Raw genomic sequence first — 17,275 nt, 5'->3', positions numbered from 1 at the left:
TTGGGACATCTGTATCGATCCGTCGCTCCGCAAGCACCCACACATATTGCTTGATCGAATTTTTAAACAACTCAGTGCAGCGCTTGGCCATCACTGTGGGACGCGTATTCTACACATCCGATCCGCTGAAGCAAGGTTTTTTTAAAAATGTTTTCGAAGAAAAATCTTTGAAAATCAAAAGCTTACTTAGCTTCCCCGCCGCGCTTTGCGTTGCCGCTGCAGCAGCGAGGGCGCGAACTATACGAATCTGCCGGGGGGTACGCAAGTACTTTTATGACAAAACTGCAAAAAAGATTTTTTCCGGCAATTTTCGTTCAATTAGGGATCAACTTGCGATTAATTCGCGCGGTAAAACAAGTGGTACTTCTTCTTACCCAGGCGAACAATAAAGTACTTGTTATGCAGAGCACGCTCGACGACAAACACAGACGCCGGGTTGCCATTACTGTCCATACCAATGCCTTCGCCATTTACCAGTACGGCACTGCGGCCAAGTGCATCTTTTACTGGCTTACCGGAAGGTGCCATGCCCGCATCCACCAGCAATTGAATCAGGCTTTGCTCGCCGAAGTCGGCCGGCAGCTCGGAACTGGGCAGGCCGTCGAGACGCAGCTGCTCCAGATCGCCTTCGGAGAGATCTTCGATACCGCCGGAGAACAGTGCCTGAGAAATCCGCTCGGCTGCAGCAAGACCTTCATCACCGTGTACCAGACGGGTCACTTCCTTGGCGAGCACGCCCTGCGCTTGCGGGCGACCGGCGCGCTCAGCATCCTCTTGCTCCAGTGCATCAATGGCATCGACACTCAGGAAGGTGAAGTACTTCAAAAATTTGTACACATCCGCATCGGCAGTATTCAGCCAGAACTGATAGAAGGCATATGGTGAGGTGCGCTTGGGGTCGAGCCAGATGGTGCCACTCTCGGTCTTGCCGAACTTGGTGCCGTCGGCCTTGGTGACCAGCGGTAGGGTCAAACCAAAGACTTTGCCGCGGTGCTGGCGACGGGTGAGGTCGACGCCACCGGTAATATTGCCCCACTGGTCCGAACCACCGATTTGCAGGGTGCACTCGTGGCGCTTGTATAGCTCGGAGAAGTCCATGGACTGAAGGAGGATATAGGCGAATTCAGTGAAGGAGATACCCTCTCCCTCGCGTTGAATCCGCTGCTTGACGGACTCTTTGTTCACCATATTGTTCACAGAGAAGTGCTTACCGACATCGCGCAGGAAATCGAGCACATTCAGGTCTTTGGTCCAGTCCAGGTTGTTGGCGACCAATGCCGCATTGTCGCCGGATTCGAAATCGACGAAAGCACTGACCTGGGCTTTGATTTTCTCGACCCAGCTGGAAACCACGTCCGGGGTATTCAGTGAACGCTCTTGTGCTTTGAAGGAAGGGTCGCCAATAAGGCCGGTTGCGCCGCCAACCAGTGCAATCGGTCGGTGACCTGCCGCCTGAAACCTCTTGAGGGTCAGCAGCGGGACTAAACTGCCTATATGAAGGGAATCCGCCGTGGGATCGAAACCACAATATAGAGTGCGACTTTGCTCTGCCAGATGCAGCTCGAGTTCGCCGTCACCGGTGGCCTGATTGACCAGCCCGCGGCGCGTGAGATCTTCCAGTAGTGTCGCGTCCACTCCGGCCATGGTATCCCCTTGCGGTAAAATCAGATGTCTCAGTAAGCCGCCAAAGAAGGTTTCGGCGGCCAAAAATTGGGCTGCAAATGTACCGAATCCAGCGGTAAATACAAGCTTGAGGCGGTTATGCGGCAGGGCGCACCCGGTGGGCTGCAATGGTGGGCCCATGGCTGCTCGGAAGCCTTTAATGACCGCATGGAGGAACTGAATCTTGATCAGACAGGTCAATTACCCCGTGAACGACGGCGTAAATTTTGTTATAAAGTCGCCTTGGTGTTCGTTTTTTAGACGATCACAGGCCTGCGGCGCAACGCTTCACGTCTGACCCAAACCCAACAAATACCACTGTCAGCGCTACTTCTATATAGAACCATGCAAAATCGACGCAAAAACGAGCGCCTGATCGGCGCTATGGGCAAGCATTTCCCGCGCACCCACGCCGTTGCCGCCGGTGCGGCGAGTTTCGCCCTCGCCCTCGTCCTGTTTATTTCGCCACCGGAAGTCGAGGCGAAGCGAACGCCACTGCCGGTGACCCTGAGCCACGCGGAAGTATTGACCGAACAATCGACGCCGGAGCTCGAAACAGAGACTGCGGGCAGCACGAGCGTTATGGAAGGCTTGCGCGTGGTACAGGAGACCGTGCGCAACGGCGATACACTGTCTGACCTATTCCAGCGTGCCGGCGTTAGCAGCGCGGAAATGTACCAGCTGCTGTCGAGCGGCAAAGAAGCGAAACAACTGGCCAAACTGGTGCCGGGCGAGGAACTCACCTTCCAGATTGACGGTGAGGGCAGCCTGCAGACCCTCGAGCTGCACCGGGATCGCCTCAGTAAGGTTGAATTCAGCCGCGATAGCTCCGACGAGTACAAGTACGCTCTGCACACACGCGAAGCCGAACGCTACACTGCATTTCGCCAGGCGGAAATCAACAGCTCGCTGTTTGTGGACGGCAGCAAGGCCGGCCTCAGCAACAACCTGATCATGGAGATGGCCGACATCTTCGGCTCGGACATCGACTTTGCACTGGATATTCGCAAGGGCGACAAGTTCAGCGTGGTTTTCGATGAAGAGTTTATCGATGGCGAGAAGATTGGCAACGGCGCCATTCAGGCGGTGTCCTTTACCAATCAGGGCAAGACCTTCAGCGCGGTTCGTTACATAGACAGCAACGGGGACGTGAATTACTACACCCCAGATGGCAAAAGCATGCGCAAGGCATTCATCCGTACCCCGGTGGACATCGGTCGCATCAGCTCCCACTTCAACCCGCGCCGCCTGCACCCGATCTTCAAGACGCGTCGCCCGCACAACGGTACCGATTACGCTGCGCCGCGTGGCACGCCGGTATATTCCGCCGGTGATGGCCGCGTGATCAAGGCAGGCTACACCAAGGGCAATGGCAACTACGTGTTTATCCAGCATGGTGAGCGTTACATCACGCGTTACCTACACCTGCACAAACGTCATGTAAAACGCGGCCAACGGGTCAAGCAGCGCCAAGTAATTGGTACCGTCGGCTCTACCGGCTATGCCACCGGCCCGCACCTGCACTACGAGTTCCTGGTCGATGGCCACCACCGCAACCCTGCAACCATTGTACGCAAGCTGCCCAAGGCCAAGGCCGTCGCCAGCTCAGAAATGGACCGTTTCCTGGCCCAGACCCAACCACTGCTGGCACAGTTGCAACGCTTTGAACAACCCGCCCTTGCACAAAATAACGATGAGCAGGACTCCGTAAACTGAATGACGGACTTCTACATTGGCCTGATGTCCGGCACCAGCGTCGACAGTATCGACGCGGTGCTGGTCGAATTTTCTGAATCAACCTCCCCCTCTGGCAGCCAACTACACTGCAAAACCCGCGCGGCGATCGGCCATCCCATTTCCACGGAAATGCGCGAAGCCATCCTCGCCCTGTGCGCACCCGGCCCCTCCGAGCTAGACCGTTCCGGGCAGCTGGATCGCCAGCTGGGCCAGGAATTTGCCGCCGCCACCCTTGCCGTGTTGCGCCAGGCGAACATCCAGCCGCAACAGGTGCGCGCCATCGGCAGCCACGGCCAAACCGTGCGCCACCGCCCGCCGGGCTCTGTATCGACCCCATTCTCCCTGCAGCTCGGTGACCCCAATACCATTGCTGCGGAAACCGGCATCACCACCGTGGCCGATTTCCGCCGCCGGGATATGGCCCTAGGCGGCCAGGGCGCACCGTTGATGCCGGCATTCCATAATGCGGTATTTCGCGCCGACCGCGATCGTGCCGTGGTGAATATTGGCGGTATGGCGAATATCACCGAGCTGGCCGCCGATGGCGGTGTGCGCGGCTACGATACCGGTCCGGGCAATGCGCTGCTGGATTACTGGGTCAAGCTGCATCGCGGCAAGGCCTACGATGCCGATGGGGCATGGGGCGCCACTGGGAATCCGCACCCGGAGTTACTCAACCGCTTACTGAACGACCCCTTCTTTGCGGCGCCGGCGCCCAAAAGCACCGGGCGCGAGGCCTTCAACCCCAACTGGCTCGAGATGGCCTGCGCCGGGCTCGAATTGACCCCGGTGGATGTGCAGGCAACCCTGGCCGAGGTCACCGCGGCCACCATCGCCAATGGTGTGCACGAGTTTGCCCGGGGCGGTGAGCTGCTGGTATGCGGTGGTGGCGCGCGCAACGGCGACCTGATGGAACGCCTGCGCAGACGCCTGCCCACCTGGACGGTGGCACCCACAGACCATTACGGGATCGATGCAGATTGGGTGGAAGGTGCCGGGTTTGCGTGGCTCGCACGCCAGACCATTCTGGGGCTGAATGGCAATTGCCCGGCAGTGACCGGAGCGAGCAGGGAAACCGTACTTGGGGGGATCTTTCCCGCCTGAGTGGCGGGAAGGGATCTGATACGCAGGTCAGCGATCAGATTGAGAAGGAAGAACCGCAACCACAGGTAGAGGATGCGTTCGGATTCTGCACCACAAAGCGCGAGCCAGACAGCCCCTCTTCGTAGTCGACACTGGCGCCAACCAGATACGGATAGCTCATGGCATCCACCAACACCTGAATACCATCTTTTTCCACTACCGCGTCGTCTTCGGCCACCAGCTCATCAAAGGTAAACCCGTACTGGAACCCTGAGCAGCCACCACCGGTGACGAAAACCCGCAGCTTCAGCTCCGGGTTCCCTTCCTCTTCCAGCAATCCCTTCACCTTGGCAACGGCCTGTTCGGTCACCTGGATAGGTTCGGGAGAAAAGGAAACAGCTTCAGACATAGAATTTACTCGACACAGTTTGCAGCCCCAACCCTATGTGGGCGCTCTGACTGGGCGCATTATGAATAAAACCCAGCAAATGGGTCAAGTATTACCCCATTTGCCGGGTTTCACCAGCCGAGTTTGCAGATTAGTCTGCGTCGGTGACCGTTTCGTCAGCGCTGAAGCCAAGCATGCGCGGTTCACTGGCTGTATCCATGTCCACATTGGATACCAGCGAGCCGTTTACCTGGGCGCCTTTTACCATCTCGATCAGTTTGTAGTGCACATTACCTTCCACCATCGCCTTGGAGGCCAGCTCCAGGTGGCCACTGGCGTGCACATCACCTTTCACATTGCCGTTTACCACGACATTGGGAACGCGGATTTCACCTTCGATGGTGCCACCGTCAACCACTTGCAGACGCGCATCGCTGTCACTGTGGGCGCTGATATTTCCCTTTACGGTACCTTCAACCACCAGGTTGCCGCGAAAATGCAGGTCGCCGGTTACTTCGGTGTGTTTCGCAATCAGGGTGGTGCTGTTGCCGCCAGTGCTAGCCATAGTTTTCTCTTTCTTTTTCAACATAATTCAACCGAACCTCATGAATTGGATGGAGTCTGGTCGCTCCAAACGCGCCATGTGCGCACTCAGCAAATCAGCTCTGCTGCACCAGCCAGCCATAGCGCTGATCAATATTGAATCCTTTGCGCTTACTGGATTTGAGCGACAGTTCTACACCTTCCGGCACGAAGCCTTCCGGCAACTGCAGCTCTCCCTCGATATTCTGAAAATACTTGAATCGCAGCGGGATGGACTCGCTTTCCACCTGCTGTGACAGGTCCGCCAATGCATAGCGGCGGGCCTCGCCATCCGTCTGTCCAACAATAGTAAAGCGTACGGCTCCCGTCACCACCTGGTGACGGGCGGCAGACTGCTGGACCAGGAGCTTGTACTGATAACGCCGGTCGCCCGCCTCAGAAATACTGAAGCGGCCAATGGATACGCCCTCGCTGCCCTCAGCGGGAGCCATGATTCCGCGATAAAAGGCGATCTCCTGACGCAGTTCGGCGATCTGGCTGTCCTTGCTTACCAGCTCGGAACGCACCGATTCGCTGGCCTGCTCGCCAATAGTCACCGACTGCTCGGCAGTGGTGGCGCGGATGCGCAGGGTCTCGATCTGCGCACGCAGATGGTCGACCTCGTCCAGCGCGCGGGCGTGGGCACGAGACTTCTCATCCAGACTCTTACTAATCTGGTACTGACCGGCAAAAAAAGCGCCGGCACTCGTGGACAGCACAAGCAAACTCACCCCCAGGACGGAAAATACGCCATGCAGGATGGGCCGGTGGGGCACCACTTTCATACGGTACTGCTTGCTGCCTTTAACTTTGCGCGCCATGAGATTGATTCGTGTTGTAGCCGTGTCGTGTATTTTTCTATTGTGCCACTGCTGCCGATTCTAAGGCAGCAGTGCTGGGCTCTCTAGCCCCTGGTTCTCATTTAAGCCAAACATGATGTTCATGTTCTGGATTGCCTGCGCAGACGCGCCCTTGGCCAGGTTGTCGATGGCCGAAAGCACCACCACCGTATCGCGGCCCTGGGGACGCATTACCGACAGCCGGCACATATTCGTGCCCTTCACACTGCGGGTCTGCGGATGGCTGCCAGCCGGCATCACATCCACAAACGGCTCCGCTGCGTAACGCCGCTCGAACAGCTGCTGCAGCGCCTCTTGTGCACTGGCCGCCGCGGCGGCGTCCTTCAACTTGGCGTACAGGGTCGCGTGGATGCCGCGCACCATGGGTAGCAGGTGCGGTACAAACGTCAGCTCTACCGGGCCACCGGCAGCGCGACCAAGCCCCTGCTCAATCTCTGGCAGGTGACGATGCCCACCGGCCGCATAGGCGCGGAAGGTATCATTGTTCTCCGCGAACAGCAGGTCTGTTTTGCCCTGGCGACCGGCACCACTGGCGCCACTGGCGGCGTTGGCGATGATCCCGGTGGGCTCGACCAGCCCGGCCTCCAGCAGCGGCAGCAAACCCAGTTGCACCGCGGTCGGGTAGCAGCCCGGGCAGGCAATCAGCTGGGCGCCGGCAATCTGGTCTCGATTGACCTCGGGCAAGCCGTATACCGCCTGCGGCACCAACTCCGGGCAGCCGTGCGGCTGGCCGTACCAGTCTTCCCAGGTAGAGATGTCCAGTATGCGGAAATCCGCAGACAGGTCGATGACCCGCACACCGCGTGCAATCAGCGCCGGCACCTGTGCCTGGGCAACACCGTGTGGTGTGGCAAAAAACACCACATCGCACGCCGCCAGGGTATCCACGTCTGGTGCGGTAAATTTCAAATCGTAATGACCACGCAGACTGGGAAAGAGTTCCGCCACCGCAGTGCCCGCCTCGGCACGGGAGGTAATCGCGCTCACCTCTACGCCGCTGTGGCCAGCCAACAGGCGCAGCAACTCCACGCCGGTATAACCCGTTCCACCTACGATTGCCGCCTTGATGACACTCACGATCTTGCTCCTTTTACTGCCTGCTGGTCTCTATCCTTTGCGGGGCACCCTACTGGCGGGCCACGTCCCCTGTATAATGAGCCGTGCACTCTACCATAAGCCACTCAGATTAAAGGATTAACCGTGCGGCGCAGAACGCAGTCGAAACCCCCATCTCGCTTCGCATCCGCACTTTCTCGCCTGCGCAGGCCGCAGTTTCTCGACCGCCTGCAACTCGAACTTTCCGCACAGCAAGCCCTCTCTACGCTGGTACTCCTGGCGCTGGTTATCGGTATCTGCGCGGGGCTGGTGATTATCGCGTTCCGGCAACTCAGTGAAGGCCCAGCCATCCTGTATCTGCCGAAACTGGAGGACTTCGAGTCCCTCTCTCCCGAGTGGCGCTTCATGCTGCCCCTAGTCGGCGCGATGATTCTCGGGCTGATATTCCACTGGATCGCACCCTCCGGGCGCCCGGTTGGCGTGGTCCACGTGCTGGACCGATTGCACAACCACCAAGGCAAGATGCCCACCAAAAACGCGATTCTGCAGTTCTTTGGCGGCGCCCTGGCGCTGCTCAGTGGCCAGTCCATTGGCCGCGAAGGTCCTTCCGTTCACTTAGGAGCCGCCACCGGCAGCTGGGTGGCGCAGCGCCTGCGCCTGCCCAATAACGCCCGACGCACCCTGCTCGCGTGCGGGGTTGCTGCGGCTATTGCGGCGTCCTTCAACACCCCCCTGGCCGGGGTAATTTTCGCCATGGAAGTGGTGATGCTGGAATACACGGTAGCGGGCTTCCTGCCGGTAATGATCGCGGCGGTGAGCGGCAGCGCGGCCACACGCCTTGCGTTTGGGCACCAAACCATGTTCAACGTGCCTCCGTCGCAACTGCAATCACTGGCAGAGCTGCCCATTTTGTTTGCGTGCGCCCTGGCAATTGGCGCACTCGCCTCGCTGTTTATCATCAGCCAGCGCACACTGGTGCCCCTCCAGCAAAAATACTCGCCCCTGCTGCGTTTCACCGTTGCCGGCGCGGCCACCGGGCTACTGGCCATCTGGATTCCCGAGGTACTCGGCACCGGGTACGACACCATGGAGCTGGCCATGCTCGGGCAAATCGGCGTTGCCGCACTGACCATCATTGTGCTGGCAAAGCTCACTGCCACATCCCTGGCAATCGGGCTCGGTATCCCCGGAGGGGTTATTGGCCCCAGCCTGATTCTCGGCGCCTGCATCGGTGGTGCCGCCGGCCACCTGGCGAACCTTCTGCTGGGTGAGGCCACTGCCAGCCCGGGCCTCTACGCGATGGTGGGCATGGCCGCGATGATGGCCGCCATGCTGAACGCGCCGCTGGCGGCATTGCTGGCCATTCTCGAGCTGACTTACAACGCCAACGTGCTATTCCCCGCCATGCTATCCATCGTTGTTGCCTGCCTGGTGAGCCGCCAGCTGTTTGCCACCGATGGTATTTATCAGGAATCGCTGCGCGCCCTCGGCAAAAGTGGCACCCCCAGCTGGCGGGCGCAAATGCTGAGCCGCGTAGGCGTGGCAGGCGCAATGGAGCGGGGCATCGCGGTAGCCCCACAGTTACTGGACCAATCACAGGCTCAGCGTCTGATCGACCAGAAACCCGCCTGGCTGCTGGTCGACACCGAAGGCAGCGCGGTGGCGTTGCGTACCGCGGACCTGGCACATTTCCTCCAGCGCCCGCAGAAAGAACCCGAGGACAAAGAGCAAAACCTCGCAGAAGAAGAAAAGATCGATCTGTTGCGCCTGCCCGGCGAGCGCCTGGAAATGGCCCCGCTTAGCTGGCGCGCCACCCTACTGGAAGCACAGCAAACGCTGGAACGACGAGATGTGGGCGCGCTGTATATTGGCCGGGATTACGATCAGGGCAGTCCGGGTGTACGCAACTGTGATGTGGCGGGTATTATCTTGCCCCAGCATATAGAACATTATTACCGCCAGTGAGCCTCGCTATAGGACACTGATCAACAATAAGCCAAAATGGTAACAACAAACCCTGCGGGGTAAGGAGCCTCAATGCTGTGGGTCAAAGCCTTTCATATTATTGCCATGGTGTGCTGGTTTGCCGCGCTGTTTTACCTGCCGCGCCTGTTTGTGTACCACGTGGACGCTACCGATGCGCTGAGTAAAGACCGTTTCAAGATCATGGAGCGCCGCCTGTATCGGGGTATCGCCATCCCCTCCATGCTAGCGACATTGATTTTTGGCATCTGGCTGATTACCTACAACCCGGACTACTACAAGTCTGCTGGCTGGCTGCACGCCAAACTCACCCTGGTGGTACTGCTGATCGGCTATCACCACATCTGCGGTAGCTTCGTGAAAAAGTTTGCCGTCGACAACATCACCAAAAGCGGGCGCTTTTTCCGCGTATTCAATGAGCTGCCGGTGCTGGCACTGATCGCGATTGTGATTCTCGCGGTGGTGAAACCGTTTTAAGCCGCCACGCGTCCCGCACAGGGGCGCATGAGCCCTCCTCGCCGCACTGTCACACCCAGTGACGCAGCTAGAATTAGGATACCTGCCAAAGATTCCCGAAGGCCCATGGATACGCAACAGCCAGTCGTCCTCACCGTCACCCACCACGACCCCAGCGGCAGCGCCGGTATTGCGGCAGATACGGAAACGGCCGCAAGCCTGGGGTGCCACTGCGCCTCGGTGGTATCGGCGATTACGGTGGGAGACACCAGCGAACTCGCCGGCGTCGCCCCGGTGGACGACAGCCTGCTGGTAGAGCAGGCCCGAGCGGTTCTCGAAGATATGCCGGTGGCGGCCATCAAAATCGGCTATCTCGGCTCGGTCGAGAATGTGCACGCCATGCACAGCGTGCTCCGCGACTACCCGGATATCCCGCTGATTATCGACCCCGATGCCACTCTGGCAGACAAGGAAAGCCTGCTGGCGCCGCCCCTGTGGCGTGCGATGTGTGATCTGTTACTGCCGCTTGCCACCCTGGTCGCGCCTAATAGACGCGAAGCCCGCGCCATGGCCGGCGAGGCCGACGTCTACGACGCCCAGGCCCAGGAGCTGCTGGAAAGCGGCTGTCGCTACCTGTTGCTGACCGGGGTGCCGGCGGAAGATCAACAACTGGAAAATCGCCTCTACGACGAACGCGGCCTGATTCGTAAATTCCACTGGAAACGCCTGCAGCCAGCAGCCTATGGTGTCTGCGGGACCCTGACCACGGCGATCGCCTGTCACATAGCCCACGGCTTGAACATGCTGGAAGCGGTGAATCGCAGCCAGCAATTTACCTGGAGCGCCATTGCCGACAGCCGACGCCTCGGCATGGGACGACCGGTACCCAACCGGCTGTTCTGGGCCTGTAAAGACTGACCATTCCCCTACCCGCTCATAGAACCCTGGTGCGGCACCCTCGCGCGGTTTGCGGTGCGCGGCCGGGGCGCGGATAATACGCGCAAATTTTCATCCCGGTGCTCCCATCACCGCTCCCTACCCGGTATCTGTATTTCTATGAGCAAGTCCGAAACTCTCTTTGCCGAAGCCCAGAAAGTCATCCCCGGCGGCGTTAACTCGCCGGTGCGCGCCTTCCGCGCAGTGGGCGGCACTCCGGTATTTATCGAGCGCGCCGAAGGCGCCTACCTGTATGACGCGGATGAAAAACGCTACATCGACTACGTACAGTCCTGGGGACCGATGGTGCTGGGTCACGCCCACCCGGAAGTGATCGACGCGGTCGTGGAGCAGGCCCAGTCCGGCTTGAGCTTTGGCGCGCCCACCGAACTGGAAACCGAGCTGGCGGAAGAGCTGTGCCGTGTATGGCCGAACATGGACCTGGTGCGTTTCGTAAACTCCGGTACCGAAGCCACCATGAGCGCCATCCGCCTGGCGCGCGGCTACACCGGCCGCGACAAGATCGTGAAGTTCGAGGGCTGCTACCACGGCCACTCCGATTCCCTGCTGGTAAAAGCCGGCTCCGGCGCGCTGACCATGGGCGTACCGTCCTCCCCGGGCGTGCCCGCGTCACTGGCAGACCACACCATCACCCTCACCTACAACGATATTGAAGGTGTGAAAAAGTGCTTCGCCGAAATTGGCGATCAGATCGCGTGCATTATCGTGGAGCCGGTTGCCGGTAACATGAACTGCATCCCGCCGATTCCCGGCTTCCTGGAAGCCCTGCGTGAGGTGTGTGACCAGTCCGGTGCGGTACTGATTCTCGACGAAGTAATGACCGGTTTCCGGGTGAGCCTGACCGGCGCACAGGGGCACTTCGGCATCGACGCGGACATCACCACCCTGGGCAAGGTCATTGGCGGCGGTATGCCGGTAGGCGCCTTCGGCGGCAAGCGCGAAATCATGGAGCAGATTGCACCACTGGGTCCGGTGTACCAGGCCGGCACCCTGTCCGGGAACCCCATGGCCATGGTGGCGGGACTGGAAACCCTGCAGCTGATTCAAGAGCCGGGCCTGTACGAGGAACTGACAGCCAAGACCGACCGGCTGGTGGAAGGCGTGCTGGATGCCGCCAAGGCGGCGGACATTCCGCTGACCGCCAATAAAGTCGGCAGCATGTTCGGTTTCTTCTTTACCGACGCCGACCAGGTCACCAACTACCAGCAGGTAATGGCGTGCGACACCGACCGCTTCAACCGCTTCTTCCACGGCATGCTGGAAGAAGGTGTGTACCTGGCACCGGCCTCTTATGAAGCCGGTTTTATGTCCGCGGCGCACTCCGACGAAGATATCGAAGCCACCATCGACGCGGCGAAAAACGTCTTCGCCAAACTGAAATAAGCGAGAACTGCCATGAGCTTCACTTCCCACCGTGGACAGTTCCCGCACAGCCGCCCGCGCCGCCTGCGCGCCAGCGAGTTTTCCCGCCGCCTGGTGCGGGAGAACCGCCTGAGCCGTGATGACCTGATCCTGCCACTGTTCGTGATCGAGGGCCGCGGCGAGACCCAGCAAGTGGCCTCCATGCCCGGCGTGGAACGCCTGAGTGTCGACCTGCTCACCGCCAAGGCCAAAGAATTAGTGCTACTCGGTATCCCGGCGGTGGCACTGTTCCCGGTGGTAGACCCGTCGGCGAAATCCGACGACGCGCGCGCCGCCTACGACAAAGATGGCTTGGCCCAGCGCGCAGTGCGCGCACTCAAGGACGCCGCACCGGAACTCGGTGTGATTACCGATGTGGCACTGGACCCGTTTACCAGCCACGGCCAGGACGGCCTGATGAACGATGCGGGCTATATCGTTAACGACGATACCGTGGAAGTGCTGGTACAGCAGGCCCTGTCCCACGCGGAGGCCGGCGCCGATGTGGTCGCGCCGTCCGACATGATGGACGGGCGTATCGGCGCAGTGCGCGCCGCGCTGGAACGGGATGGCCACGCCAACACCCAGATCATGTCTTACGCCGCCAAATACGCGTCCAGTTACTACGGGCCGTTTCGCGATGCGGTGGGCTCCGCCGGCAACCTGAAGGGCGCCAACAAGTTCAGCTATCAGATGGACCCGGCCAACGGCGACGAAGCGCTGCACGAGTGCGCGCTGGATCTGGCGGAAGGCGCCGACATGATTATGGTGAAGCCGGGCATGCCGTATCTGGACGTGGTGCGACGGGTAAAGGACGAGCTGAAGGTGCCGACGTTTGCCTATCAGGTCAGCGGTGAATACGCCATGCATTGCGCGGCGTTCGAAAATGGCTGGCTGAATCGCGACGCCGTGATTCTCGAATCCCTGCTGGCATTCAAACGCGCCGGCGCCGATGGTGTACTCACGTATTTTGCGGAAGAGGCTGCGCGCCTGTTACAGGGGTAATTAACGACTCAAGCGCTCCGACCAACCAGCGTCAGGGCCACTGATCTTCTTCCTGCTGCGGTGGCCAGGGCTGCGCATCTTCCACCGGCACACCGCTGCGACGCTGGCGCTCATCTAGCCGGCGCCGCTCTTCCTGGGCGCGCCGCTCTTCTTCCTGATAACGCTGCTCCTGCAAACGCGCGGACTCCTCAAGGCGGCGCAAGCGCTCCGCCTCATCTGGTGGAATCTGCTGATACTGTTCCGGGCCAAGCTGCTCTTCGCGCTCCAGCTGCTCGCGCAATTGCTGTTCGCGTTCGCGCTGCTCCTGCATCTGCTCGCGGCGTTGCTGCTCCGGATCAATGCCCCAGCCCGGACTCATATCTTCTCGCGGTGCCACATTTTCGTCGTCGCGATCAAACCAATTGCGGAACCAGCCACGGCGCTCGCAGCGGGGATCGGTCTTCAGGCGGCTTTCAACCGACACTGGAATTTCGCGCCCACCCTCGCAGTGCCGCGGGTCCATGTACTCCCCTTTCTGGTTCACCGGCTTCCACTCGACACCACGGGGCGCCTGAATGCGCCCATGACGATGGGGCAGCTTGCGCATGATATCGGTCCAGATCGTCAATGCGCCGGTCGCGCCGGTCAGCTCGGTGCGCTCGTTATCGTCGCGGCCAAGCCACACCACCGCCGTCACTCCCGGGCTAAATCCGGCAAACCAGCTGTCGCGGTAATTGTTGGTAGTACCGGTTTTGCCGGCAAAGGGGACACTGTTGGGCAAGCGGCGATAGGCACTCTTACCGGTACCCTCACGCATCACCTGTTCCAGTCCGTAGCGCAGTAAATAGATCGGCACCGCATCCACACCGCGGTCCATTTTCGGGCGGAAGCGCTGCACTTGATCGCCCACTGCGTCGGACACCGCCAACAAGGTACGCGGCTCCACATGTTCTCCGCCATTGGCCATAGTCTGGTACATGCCGGCCACCTCGAAGGGGGTCATTTCTACCGCCCCCAGGAACAGCGAAGGCACCCGCGGCAAAGTCGCTTCGACGCCCAGCCGACGAATCGTCTCGCGCACATTTTCGATACCCAGATCCAACCCCAAACGCGCGGTGGCCTGGTTGTAGGAACGCGACAGCGCCACATACAACGGTACCTGGCCATGGCTGCGGTTATCAAAGTTCGCGGGCATCCACACCTGGCCGTCGGCCGCCACTTCGCGAATGGGTGCATCGTCGATGAGCGTGGCCAGGTTAAATTCGTGCGGCCGTTCCAGCGCCGTCAGATAGATGGCGGGCTTGATCAGTGAGCCAACCTGACGATTTGCTTCCAGAGCGCGGTTAAACCCTGGATAGTGGGGGCGGCGGTCGCCCACCATCGCCAACACATTACCGCTGTGATTTTCCAGAATTACCGTGGCCCCCTGTAACGAGTTGGCCTCGATGTTGCGGTCACTTTCCAGCTTGTCGGCACCCTGGCTAATCGCGTCCTCTGCCAGTTTCTGCACCGATGGCGCAAGCGTGGTGTAAACCCGCAGGCCGGCGGTGCGCAGCTCTTCCACGGAGTAATACGGGCGCAGCTCTTCAAGAAGGCGCTCGGTAAACGCGGGATAGGGGTTCTGCGCGGCTGCACCTTTGGTTGCCACTTCCAGCGGCTTGGCCTTGAGCCGTTGCAGGTCCTGCTCACTGATCAGCCCCTGCTCCTGCATCACATCGAGCACGATATTGCGGCGCTCCAGCGCGCGCTTGGGGTGTCGCCAGGGGTTGTAGTAGGAAGCGCCCTTGGCGAGCCCAACCAGCAAAGCCATTTGATGCGGTTCCAACTGGTTGAGAGGCTTGTGAAAATAAAACTCCGACGCCAGACCAAAGCCATAAATTGCGCGGCTGCCCTGTTGACCCAGCCACACCTCATTGATGTATTCCTGCAGGATGTAGGCCTTGTCGTAATGGACCTCCATCAGGATCGCCATCAGGGCTTCATTGAATTTTCGCCACAGGCTCGGCTTGTGATCGAAGAAAATATTCTTCACCAGCTGCTGGGTGATGGTTGAACCGCCCTGCACCACGGTGCCCGCTTGCAAGTTGGCCACCATGGCGCGAGCAATACCACGAGGGGAAACCCCGAAATGATGGGCAAAATCCTGGTCTTCCACGGCAATCAGCGTGGCACCCAGTAACGGTGGAATTTCGGTAATGCGCACCGGCGTGCGGTCGTCACCCCCACCAAGCAAGGTGCCGATGGGCGCCGCATCCAGGCGGAACTCTTCCAGCGCCGCGCCACTTTCGTCGCGCAGATTGGTTAACTCGTCATTGCGCAGGCGGAAGTGCACCTTGGCCTCCCGTTCGCGGCGGTCCGGATGGACAAAATCACGACGCCACACCACGTATTCCATGCCTTCCCGTTGCCACTGGCCGGGCTCATCCACGGGCGACGCCTGTTTGTAGTTGAGCGCAGAGAACTCTGCCTCCAACTCATCCGGGCGCATCACCATGCCTTCCTGCAATACCAGCGGCCGCGCAAACACGCGTGCAGGCAACTGGTACTGGCGGCTGTCGAGACGCTCGCGCAGCTGCATATCCAGCCACACCATATAGCCGGCCAGCACCAACACACCGAGCAAGGCCAGCAAGCTCAGCCGCTTGATCCAACGGCCCAGGCGCCCCTCTTTTCGGTTAGCGCGCTTTTTCTGGGTACGACGTTTTGTTGCTGGCATAGATATCCGGGTAACTCTTGAAACTTCACAGGAACGTAAAATAATTCGCTAACAGCACATGCGCTGGGCCGGCACGGCGACTTAATCACTTGCGGCCCGCGTGTATACCCTTAACTTGTATACACTCAGCCGTATACGTCTGGAGCCCAGCCGCACCATAAGCTGTTATAGGCGGCATTTATAAGGTCGGCCGCACACAAGTCAAACCCAATGGGTCACGATGCGCCACCGCCTAGTGTGCTGTGGAAACAACCGCAGCGCTCAGCGAGCGCTAAACTTGCACTCGACCGGGTGGCCGCCATAATGCGCGCATTCCCAAATTCACCAGCCAAATAATCACGGACTCCCGACCCCATGCACCAGTATGAACTCTATGGCATTGGCGCCGCCCTGCTCGACACGGAAATTGAAGTCACCGACAGCGACCTGAAGACCCTCGGCGTGGATAAAGGGGTCATGACCCTGGTGGACGACGCACGCCAGCAACAGCTGGTGGACGACCTCAAAAACCATCTGGTCACCGCCAGCCACGCCTGCGGCGGCTCCGGGGCCAATACCATCATTGCAGCAAGCTACTTCGGCCTCGACACTTTCTACTCCTGCAAGGTCGCAGACGATGCCAACGGCAACTTCTACCGCGACAACCTGACCGCAGCAGGCGTGAACTACCCGGAGGTTCTGAACAACGCCGCTGTGGGCACCACCGGCAAATGCCTGGTACTGATCACCCCCGACGCTGAGCGCAGCATGAATACTTATCTGGGTATCAGCGCCGAATTGTCAGTCAATGAACTCGACAGCGATGCGCTCTCGCAGTCCCGCTGGGCTTACATCGAAGGCTATCTGGTGTCGTCACCCACCGGTCGCGGTGCCGCCATTGCCCTGCGCGAACAGGCCGAGTCCAGCGGCGTAAAAACCGCTCTGAGCTTATCCGACCCCATGATGGTGCAACTGTTCCACGACGGCCTGAAAGAAATGATCGGCGGTGGCGTCGACCTGCTGTTCTGCAACCGTGACGAAGCCCTGCAATATTGCGCTACCGACTCCCTGCAGGAAGCCGCGCAGACCCTGCGCAAGCACAGCAAAGCTTTCGCCATCACCCTGGGCGCCGACGGCGCACTGCTGTGGGACGGCGAACAGGAATACCGCGTATCCAGCCCGAAGGTAAACGCCATCGACACCAACGGTGCCGGCGACATGTTTGCGGGCGCCTTCCTGTATGGGATCAACCGCGGGATGAGCTTTACCGATGCCGGTGAACTGGCCTGCCGGGCGGCAGCGCAGGTGGTGAGTCAGTATGGTCCGCGCTTGCGCGCGGAGCAGCACAAAGAACTGCTGGAGCAAACGGCAAACGCTTGAGCAGCTAAGAAACAAGACACGAAGACAAAGCGCCGGACAAGGCTTTTTAGG

General features: G+C 59.8%; 15 protein-coding genes. 9 read left to right on the top strand and 6 right to left on the bottom strand.

Annotation, left to right across the window (positions count from 1 at the left end; genetic code table 11):
• A partial coding sequence (locus LCM31_RS07225) for a hypothetical protein (protein ID WP_224868631.1) occupies window positions 1-389 on the top strand: 389 nt, incomplete at its 5' end.
• On the opposite strand, the gene tyrS is transcribed toward LCM31_RS07225, so the two are convergent.
• Window positions 337-1,644 (bottom strand): tyrosine--tRNA ligase, encoded by a 1,308-nt coding sequence (gene tyrS, locus LCM31_RS07220; RefSeq protein WP_224868630.1) that lies wholly within the window; start codon window positions 1,642-1,644, stop codon window positions 337-339. The genes LCM31_RS07225 and tyrS overlap by 53 nt on opposite strands.
• A 363-nt stretch (window positions 1,645-2,007) precedes the next feature.
• On the opposite strand from tyrS, the gene LCM31_RS07215 reads away from it, so the two are divergent.
• Both LCM31_RS07215 and LCM31_RS07210 read left to right on the top strand, forming a co-directional pair.
• On the top strand, window positions 2,008-3,378 hold the full coding sequence (locus LCM31_RS07215) for a peptidoglycan DD-metalloendopeptidase family protein (RefSeq protein WP_224868629.1): 1,371 nt from the start codon (window positions 2,008-2,010) through the stop codon (window positions 3,376-3,378).
• Entirely contained in the window at window positions 3,379-4,503 is a 1,125-nt protein-coding gene (locus LCM31_RS07210) for an anhydro-N-acetylmuramic acid kinase (RefSeq protein ID WP_224868628.1), read from the top strand.
• A gap of 34 nt (window positions 4,504-4,537) precedes the next feature.
• On the opposite strand, the gene erpA is transcribed toward LCM31_RS07210, so the two are convergent.
• The 4 genes from erpA to argC form a co-directional block, all read right to left on the bottom strand.
• Entirely contained in the window at window positions 4,538-4,891 is a 354-nt protein-coding gene (erpA, locus tag LCM31_RS07205) for an iron-sulfur cluster insertion protein ErpA (RefSeq protein WP_010132281.1), read from the bottom strand.
• A gap of 130 nt (window positions 4,892-5,021) precedes the next feature.
• A complete protein-coding gene (locus tag LCM31_RS07200; protein ID WP_224868627.1) occupies window positions 5,022-5,435 on the bottom strand; it encodes a bactofilin family protein in 414 nt (137 codons plus the stop codon).
• Between the two features lie 94 nt (window positions 5,436-5,529).
• On the bottom strand, window positions 5,530-6,273 hold the full coding sequence (locus LCM31_RS07195; protein WP_224868626.1) for a DUF6776 family protein: 744 nt from the start codon (window positions 6,271-6,273) through the stop codon (window positions 5,530-5,532).
• Between the two features lie 60 nt (window positions 6,274-6,333).
• Window positions 6,334-7,389, bottom strand: a complete 1,056-nt coding sequence (argC, locus tag LCM31_RS07190; RefSeq protein WP_224868625.1) for an N-acetyl-gamma-glutamyl-phosphate reductase — start codon at window positions 7,387-7,389, stop codon at window positions 6,334-6,336.
• A 123-nt stretch (window positions 7,390-7,512) separates the two neighbouring features.
• Here argC and LCM31_RS07185 point away from each other — a divergent pair, with 123 nt between their 5' ends.
• The 5 genes from LCM31_RS07185 (at window position 7,513) to hemB (ending at window position 13,170) form a co-directional block, all read left to right on the top strand.
• Window positions 7,513-9,333 (top strand): chloride channel protein, encoded by a 1,821-nt coding sequence (locus tag LCM31_RS07185; RefSeq protein WP_224868624.1) that lies wholly within the window; start codon window positions 7,513-7,515, stop codon window positions 9,331-9,333.
• Between the two features lie 72 nt (window positions 9,334-9,405).
• The gene (gene hemJ, locus LCM31_RS07180) at window positions 9,406-9,828 is read left to right on the top strand and encodes a protoporphyrinogen oxidase HemJ (protein ID WP_224868623.1); all 423 of its coding nucleotides are present in this window, start codon (window positions 9,406-9,408) and stop codon (window positions 9,826-9,828) included.
• A 105-nt stretch (window positions 9,829-9,933) separates the two neighbouring features.
• Window positions 9,934-10,725: a bifunctional hydroxymethylpyrimidine kinase/phosphomethylpyrimidine kinase gene (thiD, locus tag LCM31_RS07175; RefSeq protein ID WP_224868622.1), complete on the top strand. Its 792-nt coding sequence runs from the start codon at window positions 9,934-9,936 to the stop codon at window positions 10,723-10,725.
• A gap of 138 nt (window positions 10,726-10,863) precedes the next feature.
• Entirely contained in the window at window positions 10,864-12,147 is a 1,284-nt protein-coding gene (gene hemL / locus LCM31_RS07170) for a glutamate-1-semialdehyde 2,1-aminomutase (RefSeq protein ID WP_224868621.1), read from the top strand.
• A 12-nt stretch (window positions 12,148-12,159) separates the two neighbouring features.
• Window positions 12,160-13,170 (top strand): porphobilinogen synthase, encoded by a 1,011-nt coding sequence (gene hemB, locus LCM31_RS07165; protein WP_224868620.1) that lies wholly within the window; start codon window positions 12,160-12,162, stop codon window positions 13,168-13,170.
• 31 nt (window positions 13,171-13,201) lie between these two features.
• Here the strand turns inward: hemB and mrcB are convergent, their stop codons facing one another.
• Window positions 13,202-15,865, bottom strand: a complete 2,664-nt coding sequence (gene mrcB, locus LCM31_RS07160; protein ID WP_224868619.1) for a penicillin-binding protein 1B — start codon at window positions 15,863-15,865, stop codon at window positions 13,202-13,204.
• 354 nt (window positions 15,866-16,219) lie between these two features.
• On the opposite strand from mrcB, the gene LCM31_RS07155 reads away from it, so the two are divergent.
• Window positions 16,220-17,224 carry an adenosine kinase gene (locus LCM31_RS07155; protein WP_224868618.1) on the top strand — a complete coding sequence of 335 codons (1,005 nt, stop codon included), beginning with the start codon at window positions 16,220-16,222 and terminating at the stop codon, window positions 17,222-17,224.
• Window positions 17,225-17,275 lie beyond the last annotated feature (51 nt).

It is taken from the genome of Microbulbifer agarilyticus, from assembly GCF_020171345.1.
GTDB lineage: Bacteria > Pseudomonadota > Gammaproteobacteria > Pseudomonadales > Cellvibrionaceae > Microbulbifer > Microbulbifer agarilyticus_D.
Note: the sequence above shows the minus strand (reverse complement) of the source record. Positions and strands in the feature narration are given on the sequence as shown.

Bases quoted from the DNA above. Each gene is read 5' to 3' on its own strand.
- tyrS (WP_224868630.1), bottom strand. From the start codon at position 1,644: ATGGCCGGAGTGGACGCGACACTACTGGAAGATCTCACGCGCCGCGGG.
- LCM31_RS07195 (WP_224868626.1), bottom strand. From the start codon at position 6,273: ATGGCGCGCAAAGTTAAAGGCAGCAAGCAGTACCGTATGAAAGTGGTG.
- hemJ (WP_224868623.1), top strand. From the start codon at position 9,406: ATGCTGTGGGTCAAAGCCTTTCATATTATTGCCATGGTGTGCTGGTTT.
- LCM31_RS07215 (WP_224868629.1), top strand. From the start codon at position 2,008: ATGCAAAATCGACGCAAAAACGAGCGCCTGATCGGCGCTATGGGCAAG.
- LCM31_RS07155 (WP_224868618.1), top strand. From the start codon at position 16,220: ATGCACCAGTATGAACTCTATGGCATTGGCGCCGCCCTGCTCGACACG.
- hemL (WP_224868621.1), top strand. From the start codon at position 10,864: ATGAGCAAGTCCGAAACTCTCTTTGCCGAAGCCCAGAAAGTCATCCCC.
- mrcB (WP_224868619.1), bottom strand. From the start codon at position 15,865: ATGCCAGCAACAAAACGTCGTACCCAGAAAAAGCGCGCTAACCGAAAA.
- erpA (WP_010132281.1), bottom strand. From the start codon at position 4,891: ATGTCTGAAGCTGTTTCCTTTTCTCCCGAACCTATCCAGGTGACCGAA.
- thiD (WP_224868622.1), top strand. From the start codon at position 9,934: ATGGATACGCAACAGCCAGTCGTCCTCACCGTCACCCACCACGACCCC.
- hemB (WP_224868620.1), top strand. From the start codon at position 12,160: ATGAGCTTCACTTCCCACCGTGGACAGTTCCCGCACAGCCGCCCGCGC.
- LCM31_RS07210 (WP_224868628.1), top strand. From the start codon at position 3,379: ATGACGGACTTCTACATTGGCCTGATGTCCGGCACCAGCGTCGACAGT.
- LCM31_RS07200 (WP_224868627.1), bottom strand. From the start codon at position 5,435: ATGGCTAGCACTGGCGGCAACAGCACCACCCTGATTGCGAAACACACC.